General features: G+C 66.2%; 24 protein-coding genes. 12 read left to right on the forward strand and 12 right to left on the reverse strand.

Annotated features, from left to right (window positions below; translation table 11 throughout):
- The first annotated feature begins 16 nt into the window (after positions 1 to 16).
- Entirely contained in the window at positions 17 to 583 is a 567-nt protein-coding gene (locus ALI144C_RS33850; protein WP_076991262.1) for an NUDIX hydrolase, read from the forward strand.
- On the opposite strand, the gene ALI144C_RS33855 is transcribed toward ALI144C_RS33850, so the two are convergent.
- Positions 551 to 1,681, reverse strand: a complete 1,131-nt coding sequence (locus ALI144C_RS33855; RefSeq protein ID WP_076991263.1) for a hypothetical protein — start codon at positions 1,679 to 1,681, stop codon at positions 551 to 553. The two genes, ALI144C_RS33850 and ALI144C_RS33855, sit on opposite strands and share 33 nt — an antisense overlap.
- A 182-nt stretch (positions 1,682 to 1,863) precedes the next feature.
- Positions 1,864 to 2,253 carry a transcriptional regulator gene (locus ALI144C_RS33860; protein ID WP_076991264.1) on the reverse strand — a complete coding sequence of 130 codons (390 nt, stop codon included), beginning with the start codon at positions 2,251 to 2,253 and terminating at the stop codon, positions 1,864 to 1,866.
- A gap of 170 nt (positions 2,254 to 2,423) precedes the next feature.
- Between ALI144C_RS33860 and ALI144C_RS33865 the strand changes: the two genes are divergently transcribed.
- The 5 genes from ALI144C_RS33865 to ALI144C_RS33885 are packed head-to-tail and all read left to right on the forward strand — an operon-like array spanning position 2,424 to position 6,409.
- Positions 2,424 to 2,702 (forward strand): helix-turn-helix domain-containing protein, encoded by a 279-nt coding sequence (locus ALI144C_RS33865; RefSeq protein ID WP_076991265.1) that lies wholly within the window; start codon positions 2,424 to 2,426, stop codon positions 2,700 to 2,702.
- Positions 2,699 to 3,067: a WhiB family transcriptional regulator gene (locus ALI144C_RS33870; RefSeq protein WP_076991537.1), complete on the forward strand. Its 369-nt coding sequence runs from the start codon at positions 2,699 to 2,701 to the stop codon at positions 3,065 to 3,067. The genes ALI144C_RS33865 and ALI144C_RS33870 overlap by 4 nt, the downstream gene beginning before the upstream one ends.
- Positions 3,064 to 3,396, forward strand: a complete 333-nt coding sequence (locus ALI144C_RS33875; protein ID WP_076991266.1) for a hypothetical protein — start codon at positions 3,064 to 3,066, stop codon at positions 3,394 to 3,396. Before ALI144C_RS33870 ends, ALI144C_RS33875 begins: the two co-directional genes overlap by 4 nt.
- Positions 3,393 to 4,262 carry a hypothetical protein gene (locus ALI144C_RS57945; protein WP_076991267.1) on the forward strand — a complete coding sequence of 290 codons (870 nt, stop codon included), beginning with the start codon at positions 3,393 to 3,395 and terminating at the stop codon, positions 4,260 to 4,262. Before ALI144C_RS33875 ends, ALI144C_RS57945 begins: the two co-directional genes overlap by 4 nt.
- The gene (locus ALI144C_RS33885) at positions 4,259 to 6,409 is read left to right on the forward strand and encodes a cell division protein FtsK (RefSeq protein ID WP_237774448.1); all 2,151 of its coding nucleotides are present in this window, start codon (positions 4,259 to 4,261) and stop codon (positions 6,407 to 6,409) included. Before ALI144C_RS57945 ends, ALI144C_RS33885 begins: the two co-directional genes overlap by 4 nt.
- Before the next feature lie 163 nt (positions 6,410 to 6,572).
- Here the strand turns inward: ALI144C_RS33885 and ALI144C_RS33890 are convergent, their stop codons facing one another.
- Entirely contained in the window at positions 6,573 to 7,070 is a 498-nt protein-coding gene (locus ALI144C_RS33890) for a hypothetical protein (RefSeq protein WP_076991268.1), read from the reverse strand.
- The gene (locus tag ALI144C_RS53675; protein ID WP_143231025.1) at positions 7,070 to 7,444 is read right to left on the reverse strand and encodes a hypothetical protein; all 375 of its coding nucleotides are present in this window, start codon (positions 7,442 to 7,444) and stop codon (positions 7,070 to 7,072) included. Before ALI144C_RS53675 ends, ALI144C_RS33890 begins: the two co-directional genes overlap by 1 nt.
- Positions 7,445 to 7,778: 334 nt before the next feature.
- On the opposite strand from ALI144C_RS53675, the gene ALI144C_RS33900 reads away from it, so the two are divergent.
- From ALI144C_RS33900 to ALI144C_RS33910, 5 genes are all read left to right on the forward strand, one after another.
- Positions 7,779 to 8,963 (forward strand): hypothetical protein, encoded by a 1,185-nt coding sequence (locus ALI144C_RS33900; RefSeq protein WP_076991269.1) that lies wholly within the window; start codon positions 7,779 to 7,781, stop codon positions 8,961 to 8,963.
- 40 nt (positions 8,964 to 9,003) lie between these two features.
- On the forward strand, positions 9,004 to 10,254 hold the full coding sequence (locus ALI144C_RS54815; RefSeq protein WP_143231026.1) for a hypothetical protein: 1,251 nt from the start codon (positions 9,004 to 9,006) through the stop codon (positions 10,252 to 10,254).
- Between the two features lie 394 nt (positions 10,255 to 10,648).
- Positions 10,649 to 11,044 carry a helix-turn-helix domain-containing protein gene (locus ALI144C_RS56880; protein ID WP_237774449.1) on the forward strand — a complete coding sequence of 132 codons (396 nt, stop codon included), beginning with the start codon at positions 10,649 to 10,651 and terminating at the stop codon, positions 11,042 to 11,044.
- A gap of 7 nt (positions 11,045 to 11,051) precedes the next feature.
- Positions 11,052 to 11,207: a hypothetical protein gene (locus ALI144C_RS55845; protein ID WP_168211415.1), complete on the forward strand. Its 156-nt coding sequence runs from the start codon at positions 11,052 to 11,054 to the stop codon at positions 11,205 to 11,207.
- 156 nt (positions 11,208 to 11,363) lie between these two features.
- Positions 11,364 to 12,086, forward strand: a complete 723-nt coding sequence (locus ALI144C_RS33910; RefSeq protein ID WP_076991270.1) for a class I SAM-dependent methyltransferase — start codon at positions 11,364 to 11,366, stop codon at positions 12,084 to 12,086.
- Positions 12,087 to 12,089: 3 nt separating this feature from the next.
- Here ALI144C_RS33910 and ALI144C_RS33915 read toward each other — a convergent pair whose 3' ends face one another.
- Complete coding sequence (locus ALI144C_RS33915; protein ID WP_237774450.1) at positions 12,090 to 12,932, reverse strand: RDD family protein; 843 nt, start codon at positions 12,930 to 12,932, stop codon at positions 12,090 to 12,092.
- 35 nt (positions 12,933 to 12,967) lie between these two features.
- On the opposite strand from ALI144C_RS33915, the gene ALI144C_RS33920 reads away from it, so the two are divergent.
- Positions 12,968 to 13,975, forward strand: coding sequence for a stage II sporulation protein M (locus tag ALI144C_RS33920; protein ID WP_076991271.1), 1,008 nt, complete (start codon positions 12,968 to 12,970; stop codon positions 13,973 to 13,975).
- Here ALI144C_RS33920 and ALI144C_RS33925 read toward each other — a convergent pair.
- From ALI144C_RS33925 to ALI144C_RS33955, 7 genes are all read right to left on the reverse strand, one after another.
- Positions 13,972 to 15,264: a DUF58 domain-containing protein gene (locus ALI144C_RS33925; protein WP_076991272.1), complete on the reverse strand. Its 1,293-nt coding sequence runs from the start codon at positions 15,262 to 15,264 to the stop codon at positions 13,972 to 13,974. The two genes, ALI144C_RS33920 and ALI144C_RS33925, sit on opposite strands and share 4 nt — an antisense overlap.
- Before the next feature lie 4 nt (positions 15,265 to 15,268).
- Positions 15,269 to 16,219, reverse strand: coding sequence for an AAA family ATPase (locus tag ALI144C_RS33930; RefSeq protein WP_076991273.1), 951 nt, complete (start codon positions 16,217 to 16,219; stop codon positions 15,269 to 15,271).
- Positions 16,219 to 17,337, reverse strand: a complete 1,119-nt coding sequence (locus ALI144C_RS33935) for a DUF4350 domain-containing protein (RefSeq protein ID WP_076991274.1) — start codon at positions 17,335 to 17,337, stop codon at positions 16,219 to 16,221. The genes ALI144C_RS33930 and ALI144C_RS33935 overlap by 1 nt, the downstream gene beginning before the upstream one ends.
- The gene (locus tag ALI144C_RS33940) at positions 17,334 to 17,942 is read right to left on the reverse strand and encodes a DUF4129 domain-containing protein (RefSeq protein ID WP_330359630.1); all 609 of its coding nucleotides are present in this window, start codon (positions 17,940 to 17,942) and stop codon (positions 17,334 to 17,336) included. The genes ALI144C_RS33935 and ALI144C_RS33940 overlap by 4 nt, the downstream gene beginning before the upstream one ends.
- Complete coding sequence (locus ALI144C_RS33945) at positions 17,939 to 18,976, reverse strand: hypothetical protein (RefSeq protein ID WP_076991276.1); 1,038 nt, start codon at positions 18,974 to 18,976, stop codon at positions 17,939 to 17,941. The genes ALI144C_RS33940 and ALI144C_RS33945 overlap by 4 nt, the downstream gene beginning before the upstream one ends.
- Before the next feature lie 1,235 nt (positions 18,977 to 20,211).
- Complete coding sequence (locus ALI144C_RS33950) at positions 20,212 to 22,752, reverse strand: polynucleotide kinase-phosphatase (RefSeq protein ID WP_076991277.1); 2,541 nt, start codon at positions 22,750 to 22,752, stop codon at positions 20,212 to 20,214.
- A complete protein-coding gene (locus ALI144C_RS33955) occupies positions 22,749 to 24,146 on the reverse strand; it encodes a 3' terminal RNA ribose 2'-O-methyltransferase Hen1 (RefSeq protein WP_076991542.1) in 1,398 nt (465 codons plus the stop codon). The genes ALI144C_RS33950 and ALI144C_RS33955 overlap by 4 nt, the downstream gene beginning before the upstream one ends.
- Between the last annotated feature and the right edge of the window lie 184 nt (positions 24,147 to 24,330).

Raw genomic sequence — 24,330 nt, forward strand, 5'->3', positions numbered from 1 at the left:
TCCGTAGGCTGCCTCAGTGACTGAGGCACATGGGTCGTGGAAGACGTATGGCGAGCGGCTGGTCTACGACAACCGATGGGTCCGCTTGGGACTTGTGGACGTTGAGGCTCCGAACGGTGAACGCTGGGACTATCACGTAGTCCACTTGGCACCGATCGCCATCGGAATGATTGTGAACCAACAGGACGAGGTCTTGTTGCTGTGGCGCTACCGCTTCGCCACCGAGCAGTGGGGGTACGAGTTGCTCGGTGGTCTGGTGGAAGAGGGTGAAGCCCCAGCGGTTACAGCAGCGCGGGAGATCGAGGAAGAGAGCGGCTGGCGGCCGGTCGGCGAGCCGGAGCACCTCATCGGCTTCGAGCCGTTGCCTGGCCAGGTGACGGCGAAGACGGACGTGTACGTGTGGCGCGACGCCGAGAAGATCGGTGAGCCAACCGATACGGAGGAGGTCGGCCGCTTGGAGTGGGTTCCATTGAGTCGAATCCCGGAACTGGCTGCACAGCAACAGCTCCTGGGCGCAGGAGCGTTGGTCCCCCTGCTGTACTACGTGGCCTCACGCGGTATCGGCACTGCCGGGCAGGATTAGGCGGCTGAGTCGACGTCGCTGCCGGTCGGACTTGATCTGGTTGGCAAGCCGCTTCGCCTCACGTGAATAGGTGAGTGCGGCTTCTCGGTCCCCGGCGGCGGCGTAGGCAACAGCGAGGTCCACGAGCAGACCCGTCTTGCCACGAATGAAGTCGGCAGGCACGCGAGGCAACGTGTGACTGAGTTGGTCAATGGCGTCCGGTTCGCCGAGTCGTGCGAGTGCGTGGCCTCGCCACCGAGCAAGGTGCGAGTCAGCAAGGAACAGGAACGGCAGGGCTGGGTCCACGGGATCAGCAGGGACAAGTGCGTCCGCAGCGTCGAACGCCCGGAGCGCTTCGTCTCGGTGTCCAGCGGCGGCCAGCCCCTCGCCATGTGCAGCGGCAAGCCACGCACGCAAGAGGGACGGCGCGGCGTGGTCTGCAAGCGTACGAGCGGACGCCAGAAGCTCAACGGCGCCGTGCACCTGACCAAGGTCGATCAGGATGAAAGCCTGCTGCGCCGTAGCGTGCGCAAGCAGCGTTGGTGACTGTGCCTGATGCGCGGCGGCCTTGGCGCGCTCGTGGTGGTCCCACGACTGGTTGAACGCGGCACGGTCGAGCGCTTCCCACCCAGCCAAGGCAGAGGCTTCCGTGAGGACTCCGGCGAGCGCTTCACGGTGCCCCTGCGCAGTGCTGAACGTCAGTAGTTCCTCGATCTGCTTGATGGTGCTGCGGAGCTGGTCGAGCAGGACCACGCCACCGAACCGCCGGTCGACGTGCCGAGCGTTCTCGACCTGCTGACTGAACAGTTCGATCATCCCCGCATCGACACTGCGGGCGACCGAGATGCGAGCGATGAGCTCATCGGCGTCGTTGTCGTCCTGCTCTGGCGGGAAACCGAGCTCTTCGTTGGTTCGGCCGTAGACGTCGCGAAACAAGCGCTGATATTGCGCGCTGACAGCTTCCCGACCGTTCTCCCAACGAGACATCTTTGTCTTCATGCTGGCCGCCGACATCACCGGAAGCGCGAGTGCATCCGCACGATGCAGAAGCATCCGGATCACTTCTTCAGCGGAGTAGCCGAGCTGCTTTCTCACCGCTTGAAGCCTGGTTCCAGCCATCTCTCTCCTTGGCCGAATAACTACCCTGACCTGCGAAGTTAATTCGAGTTAACAGGACAAGGGTTAACCGAAGCCAACTGTGGAAGCGCGTGAAAATGCCGTTCTCTGTAGGCATGAACGCGACACGAAATGACAGGTCAGCAACCCAGTGCGGGTTGCTGGCGGGACCGCCGAAGCGGCACCTACCGTTGCCGGTTCTCATCCGCACGGTTGATCACTGTCGTCAGTCTGGTGTTGATCGTGTCAAGCCGTTCGGCGATCTCGTCCAACCGTCCTTCGATGGCGGACAGGCGGTTTGCGACAGGATCGTCGGCGTACTCGATCGGATCGCCGGGTGCGGGCGGCCTGCGGCCCTCCAGCACGGCAGTCAGATGCTGAGGGTGCCAGCCGAGCGCCACAGACAGGGCTTCAAGCGTGCGCGTACCGCGTCGGCGTTCGACGGTGTTGTACTGAAGCTCGCGGATGATGGCCTGCGAAACGGCCGAGCGTTCAGCAAGGACGCGTTGCTTTATCCCGAGCTCGTTCACGCGCTCGTTGATGGCCTTCGCGACCGCCGCCCAATCTTCCGTCACGTATTCCTCCGCGCTCCGCCTCACCACCGAGATTAGCCGTACTCCGTGATTCGGTGGGCGGGACCAAGCAATAGCGCCCGCGGTTGGACCATTCGTGTGCCAAGCACGCTGATATCAGCGTGAATTATCGGCTGAAATTACGCCGATTCACAAAACACAGGGATTCCTCAATGAGCACAGCTATGCCCAACGCCGGTCCACCGGCGTTCTACACAGTCCGAGAAGCGGCACGGATTCTCCGCGTCGGCGCGGCCACGCTGTACCGGGCGATCAGGGAGGACGCCTTCCCCGCCGTCCGCCTGCGCACCCGTTACGTCGTCCCAGCAGTGGCCATTGACTGCCTGCTGGCGGAAGTCGCCGAGTCCGGCGGTTGCGTTGACGTGGCGCAGTTGGCGGCCGAGCGTCGCGCAGCGCGGGAGTTCGAGCAGCGTGGGGGTGCGCGGTGGTGAACCCCGACGACAAGAAGCGACTGGAGAACATCGCCGCACGTTTGGATCGGTTGCGGAACGTCCCAACGGACGTCCTTGCCGACATCGTCAGGTCCCAAGGCTTGTGCATGTGGGCCTACAACGACGACGACCCGGCAGACATGTTGACCGGCATCGACACGCCGGATCGTGAACTTGCTCTCCGGTACTGCGCGGGATGCCCAGTGCAAGACCACTGCCTGGAGTGGGAACTGCGTACCCAAGGCACCGACACGGTAGGGATCTGGGGCGCCATGCCGGAAAGCGATCGACGAGCGCTCTATCCACTGTGGCGAGCTCGTGGTGACCGTCCCGGCGAGCACGCCGACGGAGGTGAGCCGGAATGACAGTCAGCCTTACTCCGCAACAGGTCCTGACCGGCATTGGAGTCCTGCTCGCGTTGTTCTTCGTCTGGCGCGTGGGTGCGAAGCGTGCACGGGCAGCTGCCGACGCGGCGCGGACTGGCGCACGTCTGGTGTCGTTGGCTGGTCGGGTGACGTTCACCGCAGCGCTCATGGTGGGTGTGCAATGGTTGGTGATCACGCACTCTGGCAACGTCACCCTGCTCCTGGTGGTACTCGTTCTGCCTGACCTCCTGGCCGGGTATGTACTCACCAAGGCGTTGACGGTATCCACCATGGACGATCGTCGCCGAAGCCGCGGTGACCGGCGATGAACACGGAAAGTGTTGCACAGCAACAAGGATCGGAAGGGCGGGCTGCCTTCGGGCGGCCCGCCGGCCGATCGGCCAACCGTGTCGAGCAGCTGGCGCGGGACGCGGCAGAGGCGGCAGAGTTCCGCGCGTACCAGACACATCCGGATGTGATCGCGTTTCGAGTGGAGCAAGTGCGGTCACAGGTGGACCGGTTGTGCTGGGCAGGGATCGTGCTTGGTCTGGCGTTCACCATGACCAACGTTCAGCAGTTCGCCGCCGCCGGAGCGATTGCGTGGTCACTGCCGTGGCTGGCGGCGTGGCTGCTCGATCCGACAGTGTCTCTGGTGTTGCTGTCTATCCTGCGGGCAGAGCAGGTCACCGCGCGGTACCAGGTCCAGACCGGAGCGTGGGTGCGGCGGGCAAAGTGGTTCACGCTCGCAGCCACATACGTGATGAACACGTGGTCGTCGTATGCGGCTGGTTCGTTGTCGGGGATCGTGTTGCATTCGGTGCCGCCGTTGGTGGTGTTCGTGGCGGCGGAGGCAATCACTGACCTACGCGACAAGCTCACCGAAGCGGTCACGGCGGCGTTCACCAACGCAACCGCCGTGAACACGCCAGCCGGAGCAACGCCCGTTCACGAGACGCTGGGCGAGACGTCGCCTGTCGCGCGTCGGCCTTTGGCGCGGCGGCGAAAGTTGTTCGCGGATTACATGGCAGAGGCCAGGACGGCATGGCAACCCGGCGTGGCGGTAACTCCTGCGTGGGTTCGACAGGTCACCACGTGTTCCCGGGGCTTGTCGTCACGCCTGGCCGCCGCCCTTGTGTCCGAACTGGAGTCACTCATTGACTCTGATGAGACACCGGAAAGTGAGGCAGAGCAATGACAGTCGACCGTGTGCCTCGTGACCTGGTGAACAGCGCAGGCGTTCACAACGTCGTGCACGTCGGGCCGGTGCTGGACGCTGAATTGGTGAACGGCGACGCCCGGCAGGACGTTCACCCGTCGCCACTCTGGCGACGGCTGGCGTCGTGGTGGCGGCGTTCACCGCGTGTGCCGAGCGCGTTCAAGAGCCGCGCGCAAGCTGTTCAGGCGGCCAAGGACGCCGTTGCTGCGGCGATGCGGTACCCGTTCCGATTCGTAGGCGCGGTGGTCCGTGGCGTGGTAGTGGCAGTTCGGGCATGGCGTCGGTGGGTCACGGTCCAGGACTACCGCACCGCTGCCGAAGAGGCGTCGAAGCTGGCGGACAAGTTCACCGACATTCGTGCACTGACATTGTTCCGGTGGAAGGTCACAGGGACCGTGACACTCGCGGCCACTCTGGTGATGCTCCTGGGTGATCTGCTCTACGGCGTCCACGCGTTCTGGATCGCTGGTCTGGTCGGAGCGGTGGTGTTGGCGATTGTCGGTAGGCGTAAGGATGGCAGTCCGGGTCGTAAGGCAGCGTTGGCCGGTCCACGTACGTTGACGTGGACGATGGACCCGCAGGTGCTCGTGGATGCCTTCCGAGACGCGAAGCTCATCGGCAAGGATGAGGGCCTGCGGTTGGTCGAGCGCGCCACGCGGTCAGGCGATGGTTGGGCAATCACCGTGGATCTCCCGGCGACTCGCAAGGCCGCCGATGTGATCAAGCACCGAGAGGCGCTCGCATCTGCCCTTGCAGTGGATGAAGTGCAGTTGATCGTGGAGCGTGTGCGCGGTGCGGGCGGCCACGCTGGGCGAGTGGCGATGTGGGTTGCCGACGCGGACCCTTACGCCAAGGACTCACCGCCGACGCCGTTGCTACGGGCGGAGTCGTGGGATGCATGGCGGCCAGTGCCGTTTGGCCGTGACCCACGCGACCGCCGGGTAGACCTCCCACTGGTGTGGACTTCGCTTCTCATCGGTGCGCTGCCGAGACACGGCAAGACGATGGCGGAACGGTTGGCCGCCGCTGGGCTGATTCTCGATCCGTACGCACGGTTGTACGTAGCAGACTTCAAGGGTGGCAAGGACTGGAAAGCGTGCGAGCAGTGCGCCTACCGATTCTTCTCCGGCGATGACACCGACCACGTTCTGTTGTTCAAGGCGTGGCTGGAGTCACTGGTGGTTGACGTGCAAGCCCGGTACGCACGCATGCAAAGTCTGGACGACGAGATCTGCCCAGAATCAAAGATCACTCCAGCGATCAGCCGCGATCCAAACGTCGACATGCCGGTCACCGCGGTCATCATCGACGAAGCGCACATACCGTTGGAAGACAAGACAACTGTAGAAGTCGATGGCAGGAAGGTGAAGCTTGGCGACTACGTCGGCGACCTGCTGACGTGGTTGGTGCGCAAGGGTCCAGCGGCGGGCATCGTCGTCATCGCGGCCACTCAGCGGCCGGACTCGAACACCATCCCGTCGCGGTTGCGGGCGGTGCTTGGCTCTCGGTTCGCATTGCGGGTGATGGACTGGCGTGACTCGAACATCATCCTCGGCGAGCAGATGAACACCAGAGGATACGACGCCTCCACACTGCTGGCGTCGCACAAGGGTGTCGGGATTCTGCGGCCGGACGGTGAAGCCAGCAACGGCGACGTGGTAGCGACGACACTGCGAACCTACTACATGTCCAACCAGGACTGGCAGAACATCTGCCAACGCGGACGCGCACTCCGCGAGGCAGCCGGAACGTTGACCGGGTACGCCGTGGGCGAGGACGCCGCATCGGAGTTGGACCAAGCGGTGTTGGTCAGGGCTATCGGGAGCGGTACGAGCGACGACGAGACCGACGAAGCGGTGTTGGAGGTGGTCGAGCCCCTTGCTTCGGTCGTGGCGTACCTCGGTGACGAAGTAGACAGTCGGCCATTCGTACCCACGGCCGAGCTGATCGAGGCGTTGGGAGTGGAGCCGACCGCGTTCGGGCGACAGATGGCTGAGTTGGGGTGCCGCTCACGACGAGAACGCATCTACAGCGAGGATGGATCGACACGGCAGGTACGCGGGTACTTCACCGCTGACATACGCGCAGCCATCGACGACAGCGGTGAGGCTGATGTTGACGAGTGAACCCGTCACACAGGGCGGCACAACCCGTCACGACGAACCAAACACGTCACAACCGCCGTGACGGGTAGAGACCGGCCTGAGCTGGGCGAACTATGACGTGACGGGTGTGACGGGTCCCCGAATGACCCGTCACACCCGTCACGTATTCCCTTGTGGAGCCTGCTTACAGCTCGACCACCGTGAAGGTGGCGGACGTCGTCTCCCTCCCGCAGGCTTCGGCCATGTGCCACGCCACGTGTCCGGGTCCCGTCGCGTCCGGAGGCTGCGGCTCACGCCGAATACCGATGGCGCTGTTGGGTGTCTTTTGGATCCGATCGGCTTGGTCAGCGAACAGCGCAACGGCGAAGGCCAGAACGTCTGTGCGCAGACCTTCGTCCAAGTCCTGCGCGAGACCCACCGTCGCACGTGTCTTCCCGGCACGATCAACGACAACCTGTACCGCGCCTGCGAGCCCCTGCGCGTTGTCCGCGGGCAGCTCGAACACGTCCAGCCCGGCATGAGCCGCAAGGCCAGTCATCCGCCGGTAGGGCGTCGCCTCACGCAGTGGACCGTCAGGGGGATAGTCGGCGTTGACCTCCGCACGCTGCAACTCACCCTTGCAAGCGGCGCAGATTCGGACTCCTTGGCCCGGTGGCTGGTCGATCATCACGATGCCAGGCACTAGTCCTCCTCGGGCTCCGGCGGCAGGACCTTGCCGGGGTCCGACCACACCAGGCGAGTGGTGACACTGCCGACGACCTTGAAGTACTTGAGTGCGGCGTCCGGGTTTTCCAGGAGGAACTGCCTGCGTCCGTCGATACTCACCGCGTAGGCGGCCTTCTCGAACGCCATGCCCCACGCGACACACCTCGCATCGACGCGCGTGCCGTACTCAGCCACGACCGCGAACACGCGCGGCGCCTCATTGGCCACCACCTGAAGGATCAGTTCGTCGAACTCGTCCGCGTCACACAGCGGCTGCTGGTCGGCAGGATCAGGGACGCCAGTCGGTGGGGCCTGCTCAGTGTCGTCGGGCTGCTTCGTTGTGGTCTGCATGGTCCAGACTCCCTTCACGATCATGTCGAATGTGGAGAGTCGTGACCGGTCCAGTCGCGGGTCGGTGACCTCGCCCGGCTCCGGCCACGACTCATCGCACGACGGATGGCGGCCAGGGTCACGGCCGGGCACATGGACCAATGGAGTCCCCAACCGTGACCCTTCGTCCGGCGACTGGGGCACAGTCGAGCGATTCCGCTCTGCCGGACAGCCCAACAAGCCGACTCGTGACTGTGTCAGACTGAAATCAGCTTGCCGTCAGCCCGTTCTGGTGTGAACGACCTGCAGACGACTTGCAACGACCTATAGACGACCTGAGGACCGGAGGCAGGCGATGCCGGACACCTACCCCATGCATCGACCGGCGCGGACTGTGCTCGAACAGCTCATCTGGGAGCGCAGGCAAACCCTCGAAGAGTTTGTCGAGTACGCCGAGACCTTTGCTCGTGAGCACAAAGAGCACGGCACCCTCAGCGTTCGACATCTTCAGCGCCTCATCGCAGGGAGGCGTTCTAACGACCGTCCACTTGGACCAGTTCGACCTACCACCGCAAGACTTCTAGAGCGCATCTTCAATGTTGATATTGACGACTTGCTTGCGCCACCCGCTATCCTAGCCCGCCGAGAAGATTCCAACCCCTCACTCCAGGAGAGACTGCAAACATCAGCACGCGTCGATTATACAGTCATAGACGTGCTCCATAAACAGCTGCAGGAATTGCGTTACATGGATCGAAAAATGGGATCCATGATCACACATGATGAAGTACGGGTGAAGATAAAGCAGGTAGAAGTGCTACTCTCATTCAGCATCTCACCTGCAACTCGCGCCCGATTGGGCGAGCTACTTTCAGAGCTATGCATGCTCGCAGGATGGCAGGCTCTAGACCTTCGGAACCCAGTTGAGTCTTGGCAGTATTATGAGCAGGCAAAATCAGCAGCTCGCGAATCTAGCTCTATCGTCTACGAGATTCACGCACGTGCACAACACGCATTTGTACTTATAGACGCAAACAAGCCCGAAGTTGCCGCCGAACTCTTGGCGACGAGTCGCCGCCACGCAGCGATTTCGTCACCCACCGTTCTCCAAGCATGGCTTGCAGCCGCACACGGTGAGGCACTTGCCGCGTGCCAGCGCAAGCAGGAAAGCGTCGAAGCGTTTGATGACGCTGAGAACCTATTGCCACTTGATTGCTCCGCTTTCGACGGACCATACGTCGCACTGCATCCCGTGCACTTGCAGCGGTGGAGAGGGCACGGTCTAGCAAGACTCGGAACGCCCGACGCTATAGCCACTCTTTTTGCCGCACTCGATCAGCTAGATCCGTCGTTCGCCCGTGCCGAAGCCGCGCTCCAAACAGACTTGGCAATTGCAATTTGCAAGCTAGGAGACCTGCGCGAGGCGAGAAGTCATGCATACCGCGCGGCACACCTCATCCAAACAATCGGTTCTGCTCGACAGCAGTGGCGCATCCAGACGATCCTGGATCGTTATCCGACACACAAAAGTACACCTTAGAGTTACACCAGGATCCTCTGCCGAGAGCTAGCCTGTCTGGATGAACCACATGACCAACCTTCCCGCGATGGCCGTCAACTTGCTTACGCTTGAGTGGGTTCAACTACTGGCCAGCCAAGAGCTAGGGATCGTCAACACTCAAACATCCGGAAAGTCGTCTCGAAATGCCATGGTTGAAAGCAGTTGGCGATTCACAAACGATGACCAAAAAGGGTTCAGCATCGTCAGATCCAATGATGATTCCAGTTGGCGTCTAGAAGTTGACTCGGAGTTCGACAGGCAGACTATTTCATCTATCTTTCAACGCGCTTGCGAAGCCGCCGACAAACAGGACACCGGCCAGGACATTTACCATGAGGCCGTACTAACATCTCCGGCGCCGGACATAAACAGCATCGTAAGCGTTCAGCTGATACGATTGATCGAGGAAGGAACTGTCATATCAGGGGAGAGAAGAATATTACTAGACCGGGTCTTGTTGGACTTTCAACCTGAATCAGTTGACAATAACGAAGCGCCGTGGGCACCATCCACAATGATCAAAGTGTGCATATTCGCACCAGGACCATGCCCCGGCCCTTTTACAAACAAGATCGTCGAAGATTACCTAGAGATGGCGCGCCTAATATGTTCATTCGCAATGGGGCGACCAGTCGATCGCACGAACATCACAGCCGACTTAATATCCGAAGAGCGCGCAGGCGAAGCTAGGTCGAAACGATACGATCGAAATATCCTCACCCTGGCTAAAAAAGGAATCTCGACAGATCTGTTTGAGGTCTTTACCACAAGCGGCGAAGAGGCCATGCTTAAGCTACGCGGGGCGCTCGTAGCTTACGATGCGGCTATCCGACAAACCAACAGCGACATCGCAACTATTCTGCTCGTAGCAGGAATGGAATCTCTGTGCGTTCCTAACGCAGACTGGCGGACAGAACGAGCAGTCACCAGGTTTATTAATGCCGGATTGTCGCTTTGCCCAGACACGATCGATGAGATCATCGCTAACGAATACTTTGAATCCGCATTTAACCTGAAGCGAAAGGGAAGCCTCGCTAAACGCCGAAGAAGCGTAATGAACAAGGTCTACGACCTGCGCTCACGGCCGGTTCACTCCGGGCCCGGAATGATGATCGACCCGATGAGCATAGGAGTGCAGCCTGGGACCCAACGGGTCGCGTTACTCGCTCACCTGTTGTCTGGCATGTGGCTTTCATATGCACAAGCTCCGCGATCATTCCTTACCGGACACCCACAGATAGCGCCGTCTTCGTCGACATCGACGGACTGACACCTGCGCAGCACCTTCAGGGACGAAGCCAGCTTGCCCCTGTCGGACCTGACACGCCGAGCCTGGACCGGGAGTTGCGCTGTACCGATCGTGGTGCGGGTCGTGGTGCGAACTGGTGAGAACAACGGCTCAGACGCGCCGTGGTGCGAGTGATTGAGAGACGAAGTCCCAGGTAGAGACGCTCAGGCTGCCCAAAAGAGACACTTCTAATCACTTGGTCGCAGGTTCGAGTCCTGCCGGGGGCACCCCTTCTTTCCCAGGTCAGCCTTCAGCGCCACTCCTCCTCCTGGGGTCTGGAGGAGCGTGCTGGAGACGGTTACCCGCTCTGATCACGACCCAAACACCGACGATCAAGATCAAGGACTACCTGGAGAAGCACGGCGACCAGGAAACCGTGCGGCTGCGCGTCGACGACGAGTCCGGCACAGAGACGCTCGAGGTTCCACGCGCCGCAGTCGTGTTGATGGCCCGCATCCTGGCGCACATGGCCGCGGGCCGGGGTGTGTCGCTCGTACCGGCGCACGCCGAACTGACCACTCAGCAGGCAGCGGATCTGCTCAACGTCTCCCGTCCTTTCCTGATCAACCTGCTCGAAGCCGGGGAGATCGAGTACCGCACCGTCGGCAGGCATCGCCGCGTGAAGGCTTCCTCATTGCGTCAGTACATGCGCGACGACAACACGAAGCGTCAGGCGGCTGCCGACGAACTCTCCGCGCTGAACCAGCTGAACCAGGAGATGGGCTGCACCGGCGACGTCGGCACCGTGGAGCATCGAGGCAAAGGACGCTGACTCCTCCGTGCTCGATCAGATCTGCCTGAGCAAGAACGAGGTGTACAGCAGGGTCCAGCAGATCGCCGATTCGCGGCACCACCCGCCGACAACGGTCCCAGAGGTGCTGGCGGAACTCGAAAGGAACGGCCTGTTCGAGTCGGCTGCCCGTTTGCGTTCCTGATCCGCCGACTATTCCGTGTTACGTTGGCTCGGCTGGGAGTGTGTCCCGGCCTCATCCTGGAGGAAGCCATGGCTGCCCGGAGCCGAACACCGGGCGAGCGGAAGTACGCCCGGTGCATCGAGTCGTTGACCACTCGTATCCACCAGGAGTTTTCCCGTGTCCACTTGGTACACGACGTTCTTCACCGAACTACCCAACGAGTTCTGGCGGCGGCTGGCGCCTGATCCCGCCGCCGAGGTCGGTTTCGCCGAACGGCACCTGCGGCTGGCGGCCGGTGCCCGTGTTCTCGATGTCCCGTGCGGCAGTGGGCGGCATTCAGTCGCGCTGGCGGCGCGGGGTTATCGCGTGACCGGTGTCGACTCGTCCCGTGAGGCCATCGTGCATGCTCGTTCGCTGTCCACCGATGTGCGGTGGGTCGAGGCTGACATGCGGGATGTTCCCGGTGACGGGTTCGACGCCGCGATCTGCATGGGCAACAGCTTCGGCTACATGGACTACGCGGGCAGCCGCCGGTTCCTCGAGGCGTTGGCTCGTGCTGTCCGGCCGGGCGGTCGGCTGCTCATGGACATCGGGGTCACCGCCGAGTCCGTCCTGCCGGGGTTCGACGGCGGGCGGGAGCCGATGGTCGCCGGTGACATCACCGCGTACGCCGAGTCCGGCTATGACGTGACTACCAGCCGCCTGACCACGGAATACCGGTTCGTGCGGGGTGACCAGGAGCATCTGGGCACCGCCGTGTACCAGGTGTTCACCACCGGTCAGCTCGGTGAACTGCTGGCCGGTGCCGGATTCGGCGAGTTCGGGCACCACAGCGGGACGGACGACCAGCCGTTCCGGCTCGGCAGCCCTCGGTTGTTGCTGACCGCCACCCGGTTGTAGGCGTCAGCTCGGCGGCGCGAACGGGTTGTTGCCGCTGTCGCCAGCGGGCGGCGGAGGCGTGTCGGGGCGTGCCTGCACTGGCGGGTCTGCTTGCTGGTGCCGGCGTGCTTCCTCGCGTGTCCGCCGCTCGGCCAGCACCGCCGAGAGGTACGCCCAAACCGGTGTGCCCGGCGGCATCGGGCTGCCGAGGTGCGCGCTGACCTCGTCTGCCAGCCGGTGGCCGAGGATGTGCGCGGCGTCCGGGTCCAGCTGGTCGAGCCTGCCCAGGTACTGCCGGACGGCCAGCGCCAGGTCGTTCGGCAGGCCCGACACGCTCTGCGTCGACGCCCACCCGGCCAGCGGCGCCGGCATGAAGACCGGCATCGCGCTCTGCTCGGGGATCCGTTCCCTGACCACCAGCGTGCCCGCGAGCATGTCGCCGACACGCTGGCTGTTGCGGGATGCCAGCGACACGACGACCGCGACGCAGCCGAACAGGCCGACGCCCCAGAAGTCGACGAAGAACCCGGCCAGCGCCCGCACGAGGGCGTGCCGGAACCGGATCGGACCGCCGTCGGTGCGCACCACCCGCAGCCCCGCCGCGGCTTTCCCGATCGTCTTGCCCCTGGTCAGCGTCTCGGCGAGGACCGGGTACCCGATCAGCACGACGACGAGCACCAGCAGGGTGATCGCAGACTGCAACGCGTCGTCGAACCCGACCACTCCGCCCGACCCCAGGATCAGGAAGACGACCAGCAGCGTCAGGAACTGGATCAGCACGTCGAGCGCGAACGCCAGGCCGCGACTGGCCAGCCGGGCGACCCGCATCTCCAGCAGTACGGCCTCGCCGCTGACGAGATCTGACACGTCCACCCCCTGGTCAATGCGGAATAGTACGGGGTGTGGACATCGATGTGTTCGTCGCGGCGCACCGCGCCGAGTGGGACCGGCTGGCCGAGCTGGTCCGGCGCGGCGGCAGGCTGCGCGGTACCGAGGCCGACGAACTCGTGCGGCTCTACCAGCGGACGGCCACGCACTTGTCGATCGTGCGCACCGAACTGCCCGACCCCGCGTTGATGGGGCGGCTGTCGACTTTGGTGGCACGGGCCCGGTCGGCGATCACCGGCACCCACAGCCCGGCGTGGCGCGAGGTCGGCCTGTTCTTCTCCCGCCGGTTCCCCGCCGCGCTCTACCTGGGCTGGCGGTGGTGGGTACCGGCCGGGCTGGCGTTCACCGTGGTCGGTTCGCTGATCGCGATCTGGATCGCCGCCAACCCGGACGTGCAGGCCACCGTGGCAGCGCCTGACGAGATCAAGCAGATGACTCAGCCGGGTGGCGCCTATGAGGCGTACTACTCCAGCAACCCGGCTGGGTCGTTCGCCGCGCAGGTGTGGACGAACAACGCGTGGGTCGCCGCGAGCTGCCTGATGTTCGGTGTGCTGCTCGGCCTGCCGGTGATCTACGCGCTGTGGGCCAACGCGTTGAACGTCGGGGTCGGCGGCGGGCTGATGATGTCGGTCGGCCGTGGTGACGTGTTCCTCGGCCTGATCGCCCCGCACGGCCTGCTTGAGCTGACCGCGGTGTTCGTCGCCGCGGGGATCGGGCTCAAACTCGGCTGGACGGTCATCGACCCGCGTGGCAGGCCCCGGCCGCAAGCGCTTGCCGAGGAGGGCAGGCCGGTGGTCGTCGTGGCACTGGGGTTGGTGTGTGTCCTGGCTGTGTCCGGGGTCATCGAGGCGTTCGTGACGCCGTCCGGCCTGCCGACGTGGGCACGCATCGGCATCGGTGTGGTCGCCGAACTGGCGTTCCTCGCGTACGTGTTCATCGTCGGCCGCCGCGCCGCCCGCGCCGGGGAAACGGGCGACGTGGACGCGAAGTACGCGGGCGACAAGCTGCCGACGGCCGCCTAGAGCCTGCCTTCGCCTTTCAGTTCCAGGTACTTGTCGGCCAATGCGGGCGCGAGCTCGTCCGGTGTGGCGTCGACGACGTACACGCCACGGCGCCGCAGCAGACCCGCGACATGGGCGCGTTCCTGCGACGCGCGCGCCGCGGCGGCCGCGTCGAACACGGCTTCCGCGTCGCCTCTCGCCTTGGCCATCTCCTGGATCCTCGGGTCCGCGACCGCGGCGAGCAGCACCACGTGCCGTGCGGTCAACGTGTGCAGGATCGGCAACAGCCCTTGTTCCAACGGATCCGGGTCCAGACCGGTCAGCAGCACCACCAACGAACGGCGTCGGCTGCGGCGCAGCACCTGCGCGGCGATGCCGGAGGCGTCCGACTCCACCAACGCGGGCTGCAACGTGGCCATGCCGTTGACCAAGGCGGGCAACAGCTCCGCCGCGGACGCGCCCTGCACGCTGGCACGGACCTGCCGGTCGTAGGCGATCAGGTCCACGCGGTCACCGGCACGGGAAGCCAGCGCTGCCAGCAGCAGCGCCGCGTCCATCGCCGCGTCCAGCCGGGGGATGTCGCCGACGCGCCCGGCCGACGTCCGGCCGGTGTCGAGCACGATCATCAGGTGCCGGTCGCGTTCCGGCCGCCAGGTCCGGATCATCACGTCGGTCGACCGGGCCGTCGCGCGCCAGTCGATCGAGCGGACGTCGTCACCGGCGACATAGGTGCGCAGCGAGTCGAACTCGCTGCCCTGGCCACGCGCGAGGGTGCGCAGCCTGCCGTCGAGGTCCCGCAGCCGATCCAGCCGGGACGGCAGGTGCTTGCGGCTGGTGAACGGCGGCAGCACGCGAACCGTCCACGCGACGGCGTGCGATCCCTGGCGCGCGGCCAACCCCAGCGGCCCGAACGCGCGAACCGTGACCCGGTAGGCCATCCGGTCGCCTCGGCGGGTCGGCAGCAGCGCGGTGGTCACGGTTCGCGAGCCACGGCCGGGGACGTCCACCGCGTGCCGGTCCGACGCGCCCGCACTGGGCGGCCACGCGTCCCGCAACACACCGCGAACCCTTGCCCTGCCAGGGTTGTGCACGGTCAACGTCACTGAGGCCGGTTCGCCCAGCCGCACCGCCCGGTCGCCGCCACGGGTGAAGCTCAGGCCGCGAACCGATCCTGCCAACGCCAGATCCACCGCGATCGCGACCACGACAGCCCCGGTGACCAGGAAGATCCCAGTCCACGACGGCACCAGCAGGCCGACGACAACCGCGCCGAGCAGCGCCAGCAGCCCGGCTTGTCCGGAGATCGCCACGGGCTCAGCGCGGCACCGGCACGGCCGCGAGCACGCCGTCCAGCACCCCGTCGGTGGTCGCACCTTCCAGCTCGGCCTCCGGCCGCAGCTCCAACCGGTGCCGCAACGTCGGGCGCGCCAACGCCTTCACGTCGTCCGGTGTCACGTACTCCCGGCCGGACAGCCACGCCCAGGCACGGGCCGCGCCCAGCAAGGCCGTCGCGCCACGCGGCGAGACGCCCAGCCGGACGGCGGGCGAGTTCCGCGTCGCCCTGCATATGTCCACAATGTACCCGAGGACCTGCTCGTGCACGGTCAGCGCGAGCACCTCGGCACGACCGGCGTCCAGGTCGGCTTTGGTTGCCACCGGGCGGATCCCGGCCGCGGCGAGGTCACGCGGGTCGAACCCGGCCGCGTGCCGCGCCAGGATGCCGACCTCGTCGTCGCGCGACGGCGTCGGCATGGTCAGTTTCAACAGGAAACGGTCCAACTGGGCCTCGGGCAACGGGTACGTGCCCTCGTACTCGACCGGGTTCTGGGTGGCGATCACGATGAACGGGTCGGGCAGCGGCCGCGGCGTCCCGTCGATCGAGACCTGCCGCTCCTCCATCGCCTCCAGCAGCGCCGACTGGGTCTTGGGCGGGGTGCGGTTGATCTCGTCGCCGATCAGCAGGCTGGTGAACACCGGGCCCTCGCGGAAGACGAAGTCCGCCTTGTGCGGGTCGTAGACGATCGAGCCGGTCACGTCGCCGGGCATCAGGTCCGGGGTGAACTGCACGCGGGTGCACTTCAGGTCGAGCGCGCCCGCCAACGCCCGCACCAGCAGGGTCTTCGCCACACCCGGCACGCCTTCCAGCAGCACGTGGCCCCGGCACAGCAGCGCGATGATCAGGCCGGTGACCGCGGCGTCGTTGCCGACCACCGCCTTGCCGACCTCGGAGCGCAGCGCGACCAGCGCGTCGCGTGAGTTTCCCATCAGTGTGAACCTACCTCATCAACCAAGGCGTCCAGTGCGTCCGCGAGCTGGACGAGCGCTTGTTCAGTGTTCGGCGGCGGTCCGAAAAGGACCGCGTGGACCTCGGCACCGGGCCGCCCGATCCGGGCCGTGACGCTGTCGACGACCGCCGGGGGCTGGGCGTCGGAGGGCAGCCCCAGCGACGGGATCAGCCTGCCGAGCGCGGCTGCCCGCAGCGCGTCGGCGGCGTGGTCGGTGGCGCGGGCACGCCGGTAGAGCCGGGCGCGGCCCTCGGTGGTTTCCGCGGCCCGCACGACAACCGGCAGCGGTTCGGCGACGATCGGGCCGAGCCTGCGCGCCCGCCAGGCCGCGAACAGCAGGACAGCGATCCCGACCTGGCCCAGGGCGAACCACCAGCCGGCCGGGACCAGGTCGTAGAAGCTCTTCTCCTCCCCCGCGCCCGCCCGCGCATCCGACAGCGACGGCATGTACCAGACAAGGCGTTGGTGCTGCCCGAGAACACGCATCGCCAGGGCGGCGTTGCCTTCCTCGGCCAACTGCTCGTTGGTCAGCGGCGTCGCGTCACCCAGCAGCGTGACATCGTCGTCGAACACCAGAGTCCCGTCGTAACAACGAGAAGGGGCGCGGTAGACGACGCCGCCGATCCGTGCGGAACCCGCCGCCTTGAAGTCGCATCCGGGTTCGCGGCTCTTGGCGGTGTCCGTGCGGGCTTGGCCCACCGCCGGCGCCAGGGCGGTCAGCGCCTCGCCGGTGGCACCGATCGCGACGAGTGTGCCTGCCTTGTCGCGCAACGCCGCCAACCGGTCGGGCGCCAGCCAGTCGGGCTGGGTGACCAGCACGGTCGTGTCGCCGTCCACGGTGTCCTGCACGGACTTCAGCGAATCGGCGCGGATGACCTCGACGCCTCGGTCCGCCAGCAGCCGTGCGACGGCCCGGCTGCCCGCCGGGGTGACCGAGTCGGGGTCGACGGCGCCGTCGGTGCCGCCGCCGCGCAGCAACGTGATCACGATCGCGGCGGCGACGATGAACGCGCCGATCAGCACCGGCCCGCGCGCGGCGCGCCAGATCCGGCGGGCGTCCGGGGAAAGGGACGTCTGGGTCGGGGTCCGGGTGCTCATCGGCGGGCGCCGTCCAGCGCCAGGTCGAGGTCGACGAGCGACCGGTGTCCGTCCACTGTGGCGGCACGGCCGCCGTAGCAGACGTCGTCGAAGATCCTTGCCGCGGCGCGCAACGCGTCGGCGTGCTCGGGCAGGCGCGCCCCGGCTGCCCCGGCGACCTCGTCGACTGTCCGACCGGAACGCTCGTCGAGCACACCGCGTTCCTCGAGGCCCCGGACGACCGCCCGGAAGCGCTCCCGGACGGCCTCGGCCAGGTTCCCTTGTGCCTCAGCGGCCAGCGCCGCCCGGCGGTGGTCGGCGGCGGTGAGCTTGCGGCCCGCGAACACCGCCGCGCTCGCCGCGGCGCGCGCCACCTTCCCGACGCGCAGCCGGACGACCACGATCGCGACCATGAGCAGGGCGAACAGGATCGCCAGCCCGACAACACCACCGGGCATGACGCTGGACACGCTGCCCAGCAGCTCGCCGAGCCGGTCGAGCACCCAGCGCAGGACCTTGGCGAACATCGACGGCTCGGCGTCCCGGTACGCCGGGTCGGACAGTTCCCGCACGGCCGCGTCGCGTGCTGCGTCGCGGCCGATGTCGATCGGAACGTCGTTGCTCACCAGGTGGTCGGCGGCTGCGGCGGGGGCTGGCTGACGCCGGCCTGACGGGCCAGTTCGATGTCCATGCCTTCGCGCCGCATCCGGCGGTCGACGTAGATCAGCGTGGTCACGCCGGCGGTGAACGGCATCGTGATGGTCTGCGCGATGATCCCGGCGATGGCCGTGAGCAGCATCGCGACCTCGAAGTCGGGCGCGAGCCCGACCCCGGTGACGTTGTAGAGGTCACCGGAGGCCAGCGAGAAAGGGATCTGCACGATCTGCGCGATCAGCGAGGTCATGATCAGCGCGAGCAGCAGGATGCCGAACGTGCGCCACCACGCGCCGTTGATCAGCCGTTTCGAGCGGCCCAGCGCCGTGCCGACCTTGGCGCCCTCCAGGATCAGCGCGGTGCTGGACAGGCTGAACAGGACGTACAGCCAGACACCGGGGACGATGAACGCGATCGTGCCCGCGGCCACGATCAGCGTGTACAACACGCTCAGCCCGAGCAACGCCCAGAAGCGAGGCCGGATGTGGTTCCACGCCTCGCCGACGGTGATGGGCTGGCCGAGCACGGCCTTGCCCATCACAACGGTGAGCACACCGTTGACGATCATGGCGATCAGCACGGTGACGATCGTGGACGGGATGGTGAGGATCAGCAGGCGCTGCAGGTCCTCGGCGGCCCGGTCAGCCTCGGACGCCGTCAGCGAGAGGTCGCTGTAGAGCAGCGTAGTCTCGTTGACGATGAAGATCATCAGACCGATGGCGAGCAGGTTGGAGATCGTCGCCGCGATCGCCGACACGCCCAGCATCTGCTTGGGGTACGCCCGGATGGCGGAGATCGCGCCGTCGAGGATCTCACCGAGACCCAACGGCCGCAACGGGATCACACCCGGCTTGGCCGCCTGCGGACCCCACTGCGGCGGCGGTGCCGCCGGGTAGTGGGGGTACGGTTGTTGCTGGGGATGGGGCTGCTGCTGGGGCCCTGGCGCGGGATCCTGCGATCTGCCCGACTTGTCGTCGGGTGACGACCAGCCTTCGTTCTCTGTCACCGGAAACCCCCGTGCTTAGGCCCTCATGTGGCGTCCACTTTAGGGGTATTCGCAAGCGTTATACACCGGAGGTGGCAGAGGCGTGATCCACCTGTCGCGTCGATGTCCTGACCGTTGACCCAGTGCGCGTCGGACGAGGCGACGAACGCCACGACGTCGGCGATGTCCACGGGCAGGCCCGCGACGGCGCGTCCCAAGAGGACCTCGAAGCGGTCGCGGCCTCGCCGAAGCTGGCCCGGCCGACCTCAGCACATGAAGCAGGCGACCAGCGCGCCAGCGCAGGTCGACCCAGGACGGTTCGCGGGCATGCGCAGAGCAACCCGCAACGGCCAGCGCGCAAGCGCGGGGGGTTTGCGGCCGCGCACCAGCGCAGGGGTTTGCGGCTTGCGCGCAAGCGCAGGGGTGGGCTTCGGGGGTGTCTCCTGCCCGTCGGCCTGGGCGAAGCCAACCACGGGCTGTCAAGAGGTCGGCCTGCCCAAAGCAGCCCAGCGATAGCGGTACCGATCCTCTTGATAGACCGTGGTTCCCTGGGGCAGGTCGACGGGCAGGGGACACCCGCGCCCTGAAACCCCGGGTCATGAAAGCATGCGCCGGGAGCAACACGGCGCGAAGACCTCCTGCTCAGAGGTCTGCCTCCCGGCGAGGGACCCCGTCTTTGTCTTTCGTCTTTCGTCTTTCGTCTTTCAAACCCGGGATCTCCATTGCGGGTCTGGTGACCACGCCTTAATCCTGGTCAAGGCTCGGGATCCTGCGGGGGAAAAGATAGCCCCTCGCCGGGTGGCAGACCTCCAAGCAGGAGATGGGGTGGGTGTACTCCCTGCCCACAGCCGAGATCCTGTTGTGTGTACCCGAGGCGAGGGCGCCTCCTGCCCGTCGACCTGCCCCAGGGAACCACGGACTATCAAGAGGATCGGTACCGCTATCGCCGGGGCTCCTGGGCAGGCCGACCTCTTGACAGCCCGTGGTTGGCTTCGCCCAGGCCGACGGGCAGGAGACACCCCCGAAGCCCACCTCTGCGCTTGCGCGCAAGCCGCAAACCCCGCGCTGGTGCGCGGCCGCAAACCCCTGCGCTTGCGCGCGAGCCCGTTGGGGTTGGGCTTGCGCGCAAGCCGCCTGCTCTGCGCCTGCGCGCGAGCCACCTGCTCTGCGCCTGCGCGCGAGCCACCTGCCCGCGCTCACCCACTCCACCACCGATCAGGGCCGGGGATAGCGCACAAGTCTCTCCCCCGATCGGCTTACAACCGTGGGTCGACGGGCTCGGACTCCAAAGCAAGCACAGCGAAAACACACTCGTGCACCCGCCACAACGGCTCGCCACGCGCGACACGGTCAAGCGCCTCCAAGCCGAGCGCGTACTCCCGCCCGGCCAGCGACCGCTTACGACCCAAGTTGCGCTGCTTGAGGCGCTTGAGGTGCCGGGGCTCTGTGTAGTCCGGCCCATAGATGATCCGCAGGTATTCCCGGCCACGCACTTTCATCCCCGGCTGCACCAGGCCCCGTCGGCCACGCACGAGGTTGGCGGCCGGTTTGACCACCATGCCCTCGCCTCCCGTCGCGGTCATCTCCTCCCACCACGCGGTCGCGGCTGCCACTGCGTTCTCGTCCGTGGTGTCCACGAACAGGCGCTTTGTTGTGGTGAATAGTGACCGGTCCGCTGCCACCAGCCGGTCGGCGATGTCCAGGTGCCATGAGTGCGGTTCGTGTGCGTACGAGCGGCCCTCGCTGGCCAGCACCTGGAACGGCGCCAGGGTGACACCGTCCAAGCCCTCCGTCGGCCAGCAGTACCGCTGGTATGCGGCTCGGTAGCCGTCCGCGTTGGTTGCTCGCGATCGAGTGGAAGCCAGCAGATCCCCGACGTCCACGCCACGTGAGTCCGCTTTGGACAGCTCTGCCAACGCTGCTGTCAGAGCCGCCGACGACGCCGCGCCGACCGGGGCGTACTGCTGTGTGATGAGGCTGCCCGCTTTGGCGCTCCAGGGCAACAGTTCCGCGTCGAGCAGCAGCCAGTCGGTGTTCAGCTCGTCCCACAGGTCCGCGCAGGCCGCGCGGATGCGGTTGAGCAACTGTTCGGTCAGGTCTGGTTCGAAGAACGACCGGCCGGTGCGTGTGTACACCGCTCCGCCGCCGTCGATCCCGAACCGGGCCGACCCGGAATCCCGGCACACCAGGACTACCGCGCGTGAGCCCATGTGCTTCTCCTCGCACACAACGCTTTGCACGCCGTCAGCGCGGTAGGCGTCGAACGCCTCACGCGGGTGTTCCAGGATGTCGTCGAGCCCCGAGGTGGCGACCGGGCTCATCGTCGGCGGGAGGTACAGCAGCCAGCGCGGGTCGACCGCGAACCGGCTCATCACCTCCAGCGCCGCCGCGGCCTGTTCCGGGCGGACCGAGACGCGACCGTGGTGCGTCGTCTCCACGATGCGCTGTCCCGTCACGTCACCGAGGTCGAGTACGTCCGGGTCACGGCGAGCCACCGCGGGCGGGGGCAACTGCTCCGGCGGCAGCAGCGGCTTGACCGGCTCGTACCAGACCTTGTGGGCCGCGACCGAGACGATCTCCTTCTCCGGGTAGCGCAACGAGGTCAGCCGTCCACCGAACACGCATCCGGTGTCCAGGCACATGGTTCCGTTGACCCACTCCGCTGTCGGTGTCGGCGTGTGCCCGTACAGGACCATCGCGCGGCCGCGGTAGTCGTCCGCCCATGGGTAACGCACCGGGAGGCCGTACTCGTCGGTCTCGCCCGTCGAGTCGCCGTACAACGCGAAACTACGGACTTTGCTCGACGCGCGGCCGTGGTAGTGCTCCGGCAGTCCTGCGTGCGAGACCACGAGGTTTCCGCCGTCCAGCACGTAGTGCGCGATCAGGCCACCGCAGAACTCCTCGACGCGCTTGCGGAACTCCTCGGTCTCCGCGCTCAACTGCTCCAGCGACTCGGCGAGGCCGTGCGAGACGCGGACATTCCGCCCCCGCAACGCCCTTGTCAGCTTCTGCTCGTGGTTTCCGCACACGCAGAAGGCGGTCCCGGCGTCGATCATGCCCATCACGAGCCGCAACACGCCAGGGGTGTCCGGGCCGCGGTCGACGAGGTCGCCGACGAACACCGCCCGGCGGCCTTCCGGGTGCGCGGCACCGACCGCGCGTCCCTCTGAGTCCCTGGACAGCACGTAGCCCAGCTTTTCGAGCAGCTCCTCCAACTCCGCCCGGCAACCGTGCACGTCGCCGATCACGTCGAACGGTCCGGTCTCCCCGCGCTTGTCGTTGAGCAGCGGCTCGACCTCGATCTCGGCCGCGTCGACCTCCTCCGGCGTACGCAACACGTACACCCGCTTGAACCCGTCCTTCTCCAGCGAGCGGGTCGACTTGCGCAGTTCGTTGCGGTGCCTGCGGATCACGTGCGCACCGAAGTCGCGGTCCGCGCGAGCCTCGTTGCGTTCGACGCACAGCGCCTCAGGCATGTCGAGCACGATCGCGACCGGCAGGACGTTGTGCTTCTTGGCCAACGCGATCAGCTGGCCACGCGGCGCGCGCTGCACGTTGGTCGCGTCGATCACGGTGACGAGACCCGCGGTCATCCGCTTCTCGGCGACGAAGTGCAGCGTTTCGAACGCCGGGCCCGACGCGGCCTGGTCGTTCTCGTCATCGGACACCAGGCCGCGGAAGAAGTCGCTCGACAGCACCTGCGTCGGCTTGAAGTGCCTGTGCGCGAAGGTGGACTTGCCCGAGCCGGACGCGCCGACGAGCACGACAAGCGACATGTCTGGAATGGACAGCTTCATCGGGTCACCTCGAACACGGCGAGCTGGGTCGGCGGCCCCACTTCGGGGTCGTCCTGGCCGACGGGGAGGTAGCGGACACGGTAGCCGTGGCGTTCGGCGACACCGTCGGCCCACGCGCGGAACTGCGCGCGAGTCCATTCGAAACGGTGGTCGGCGTGGCGCATCCTCCCCGCGGGCAGCGTCGGGAACCGGACGTTGTACTCGACGTTCGGCGTGGTGACGACAACTGTCGCCGGGCGCGCGGCACCGAAGACGCTGCGCTCCAACGCGGGCAGCCTCGGCTCGTCGAGGTGCTCGATGACCTCCATCAGCACGGCCGCGTCGTAACCGGCCAACGACTGGTCCACATAGGTCAAAGCGGACTGCCGCAGCGTCAACCTCTCGCGTACGCGCTCCGGCGTCCGCTCGAACCGGCGCGCCGCGACTTCCAACGCGCGCGACGACACGTCGACGCCGACGATCTCGGTGAACGAGGTTTCCCTGAGCAGGTCCGTCAACAGAGCGCCACCGCCGCACCCCAGGTCCAGGACCCTTTTCGCCCCGGCAGCCTTCAACACCGCGATGACACTTCCCCTGCGCTGCGTCGCCAGCGGCACCGAGCGGTCCGGCTCCTCGGCGACGACCGGCTCGGCGAGCGCGTTGTCCAGCTCGTCCTCGTCGGTCTCGTCCGCCTCGGCGAGCCTGCTCAACGCGAACCGTACGTACGCCTTGCGGTGCTTGAGGTAGCGCCTGCTGATCAGCTCACGTGACGGGTGCTCGGCCAACCAGCCCTCGCCCGCGCGCAGCAGCTTCGTGACCTCCTCCTCGGTCACCCAGTAGTGCTTGGCGTTGTCCAGTACGGGCAACAGGACGTAAAGGTGCCGCAGCGCGTCGGAAACCCGGTGGGTCCCGGACAGGCGCAGGTCGACGTACGGCGAGTCACCCCACTGCGGGAACTTCGGGTCCAGCGGCACGGTACGGGCGTCGACCTCCCACCCGAGCGGCTCGAACAGCTGCGCGACCAGGTCGGGGCCACCGCGCGACGGCACCGCGGGGACGTGGATCCGCAGCGGGATGGCGGTGTCCGCGAGCTCCTGGTGTGACTTGGCGACGCCGTTCATCGCGGTCTTGAACACCGCGCTCAACGCGACCGCCAGCATCGACCCGGCCGCGTACGGCCGGTCGTTGACGTACTGGTTCAGTGTGAAAGCGCGGTCGTGCCTGCCGCGGACGAGCTCGACCGGGTCGATGTCCAGCAGCAACGCGGCGGTGCACTCGTCCTCGCCTGCCGTGGGGTAGAACACGTGTGCCATGCCCGCCGCGACAGGGAAGGACTGGGCTTTCTCGGGATGCTTGTGCAGCAGGTGGCCGAGATCCGTCGCGGGCTGGTGTGTCGTGGTCAAGGTCAGTAGCACCGCGTGAGTGTCCCGCATCCGACCGCGCCGTTCACCCTCTTTATCCAGGTCGAGCCGCGTGGTGAACCGGCAGGCCCGGGTGTCTGCTGCGCGACTGGACCACCGGCGGCTCCGGAGTGCCGGACGCGATCCGCCGCCAGTCCGGCGACACGCGTATCCGGCCGAGCCGGAGCAGGCAAGTCCA

Origin of the sequence: Actinosynnema sp. ALI-1.44 (assembly GCF_001984155.1) — a bacterium.
In the GTDB taxonomy this organism is placed as follows: domain Bacteria; phylum Actinomycetota; class Actinomycetes; order Mycobacteriales; family Pseudonocardiaceae; genus Kibdelosporangium.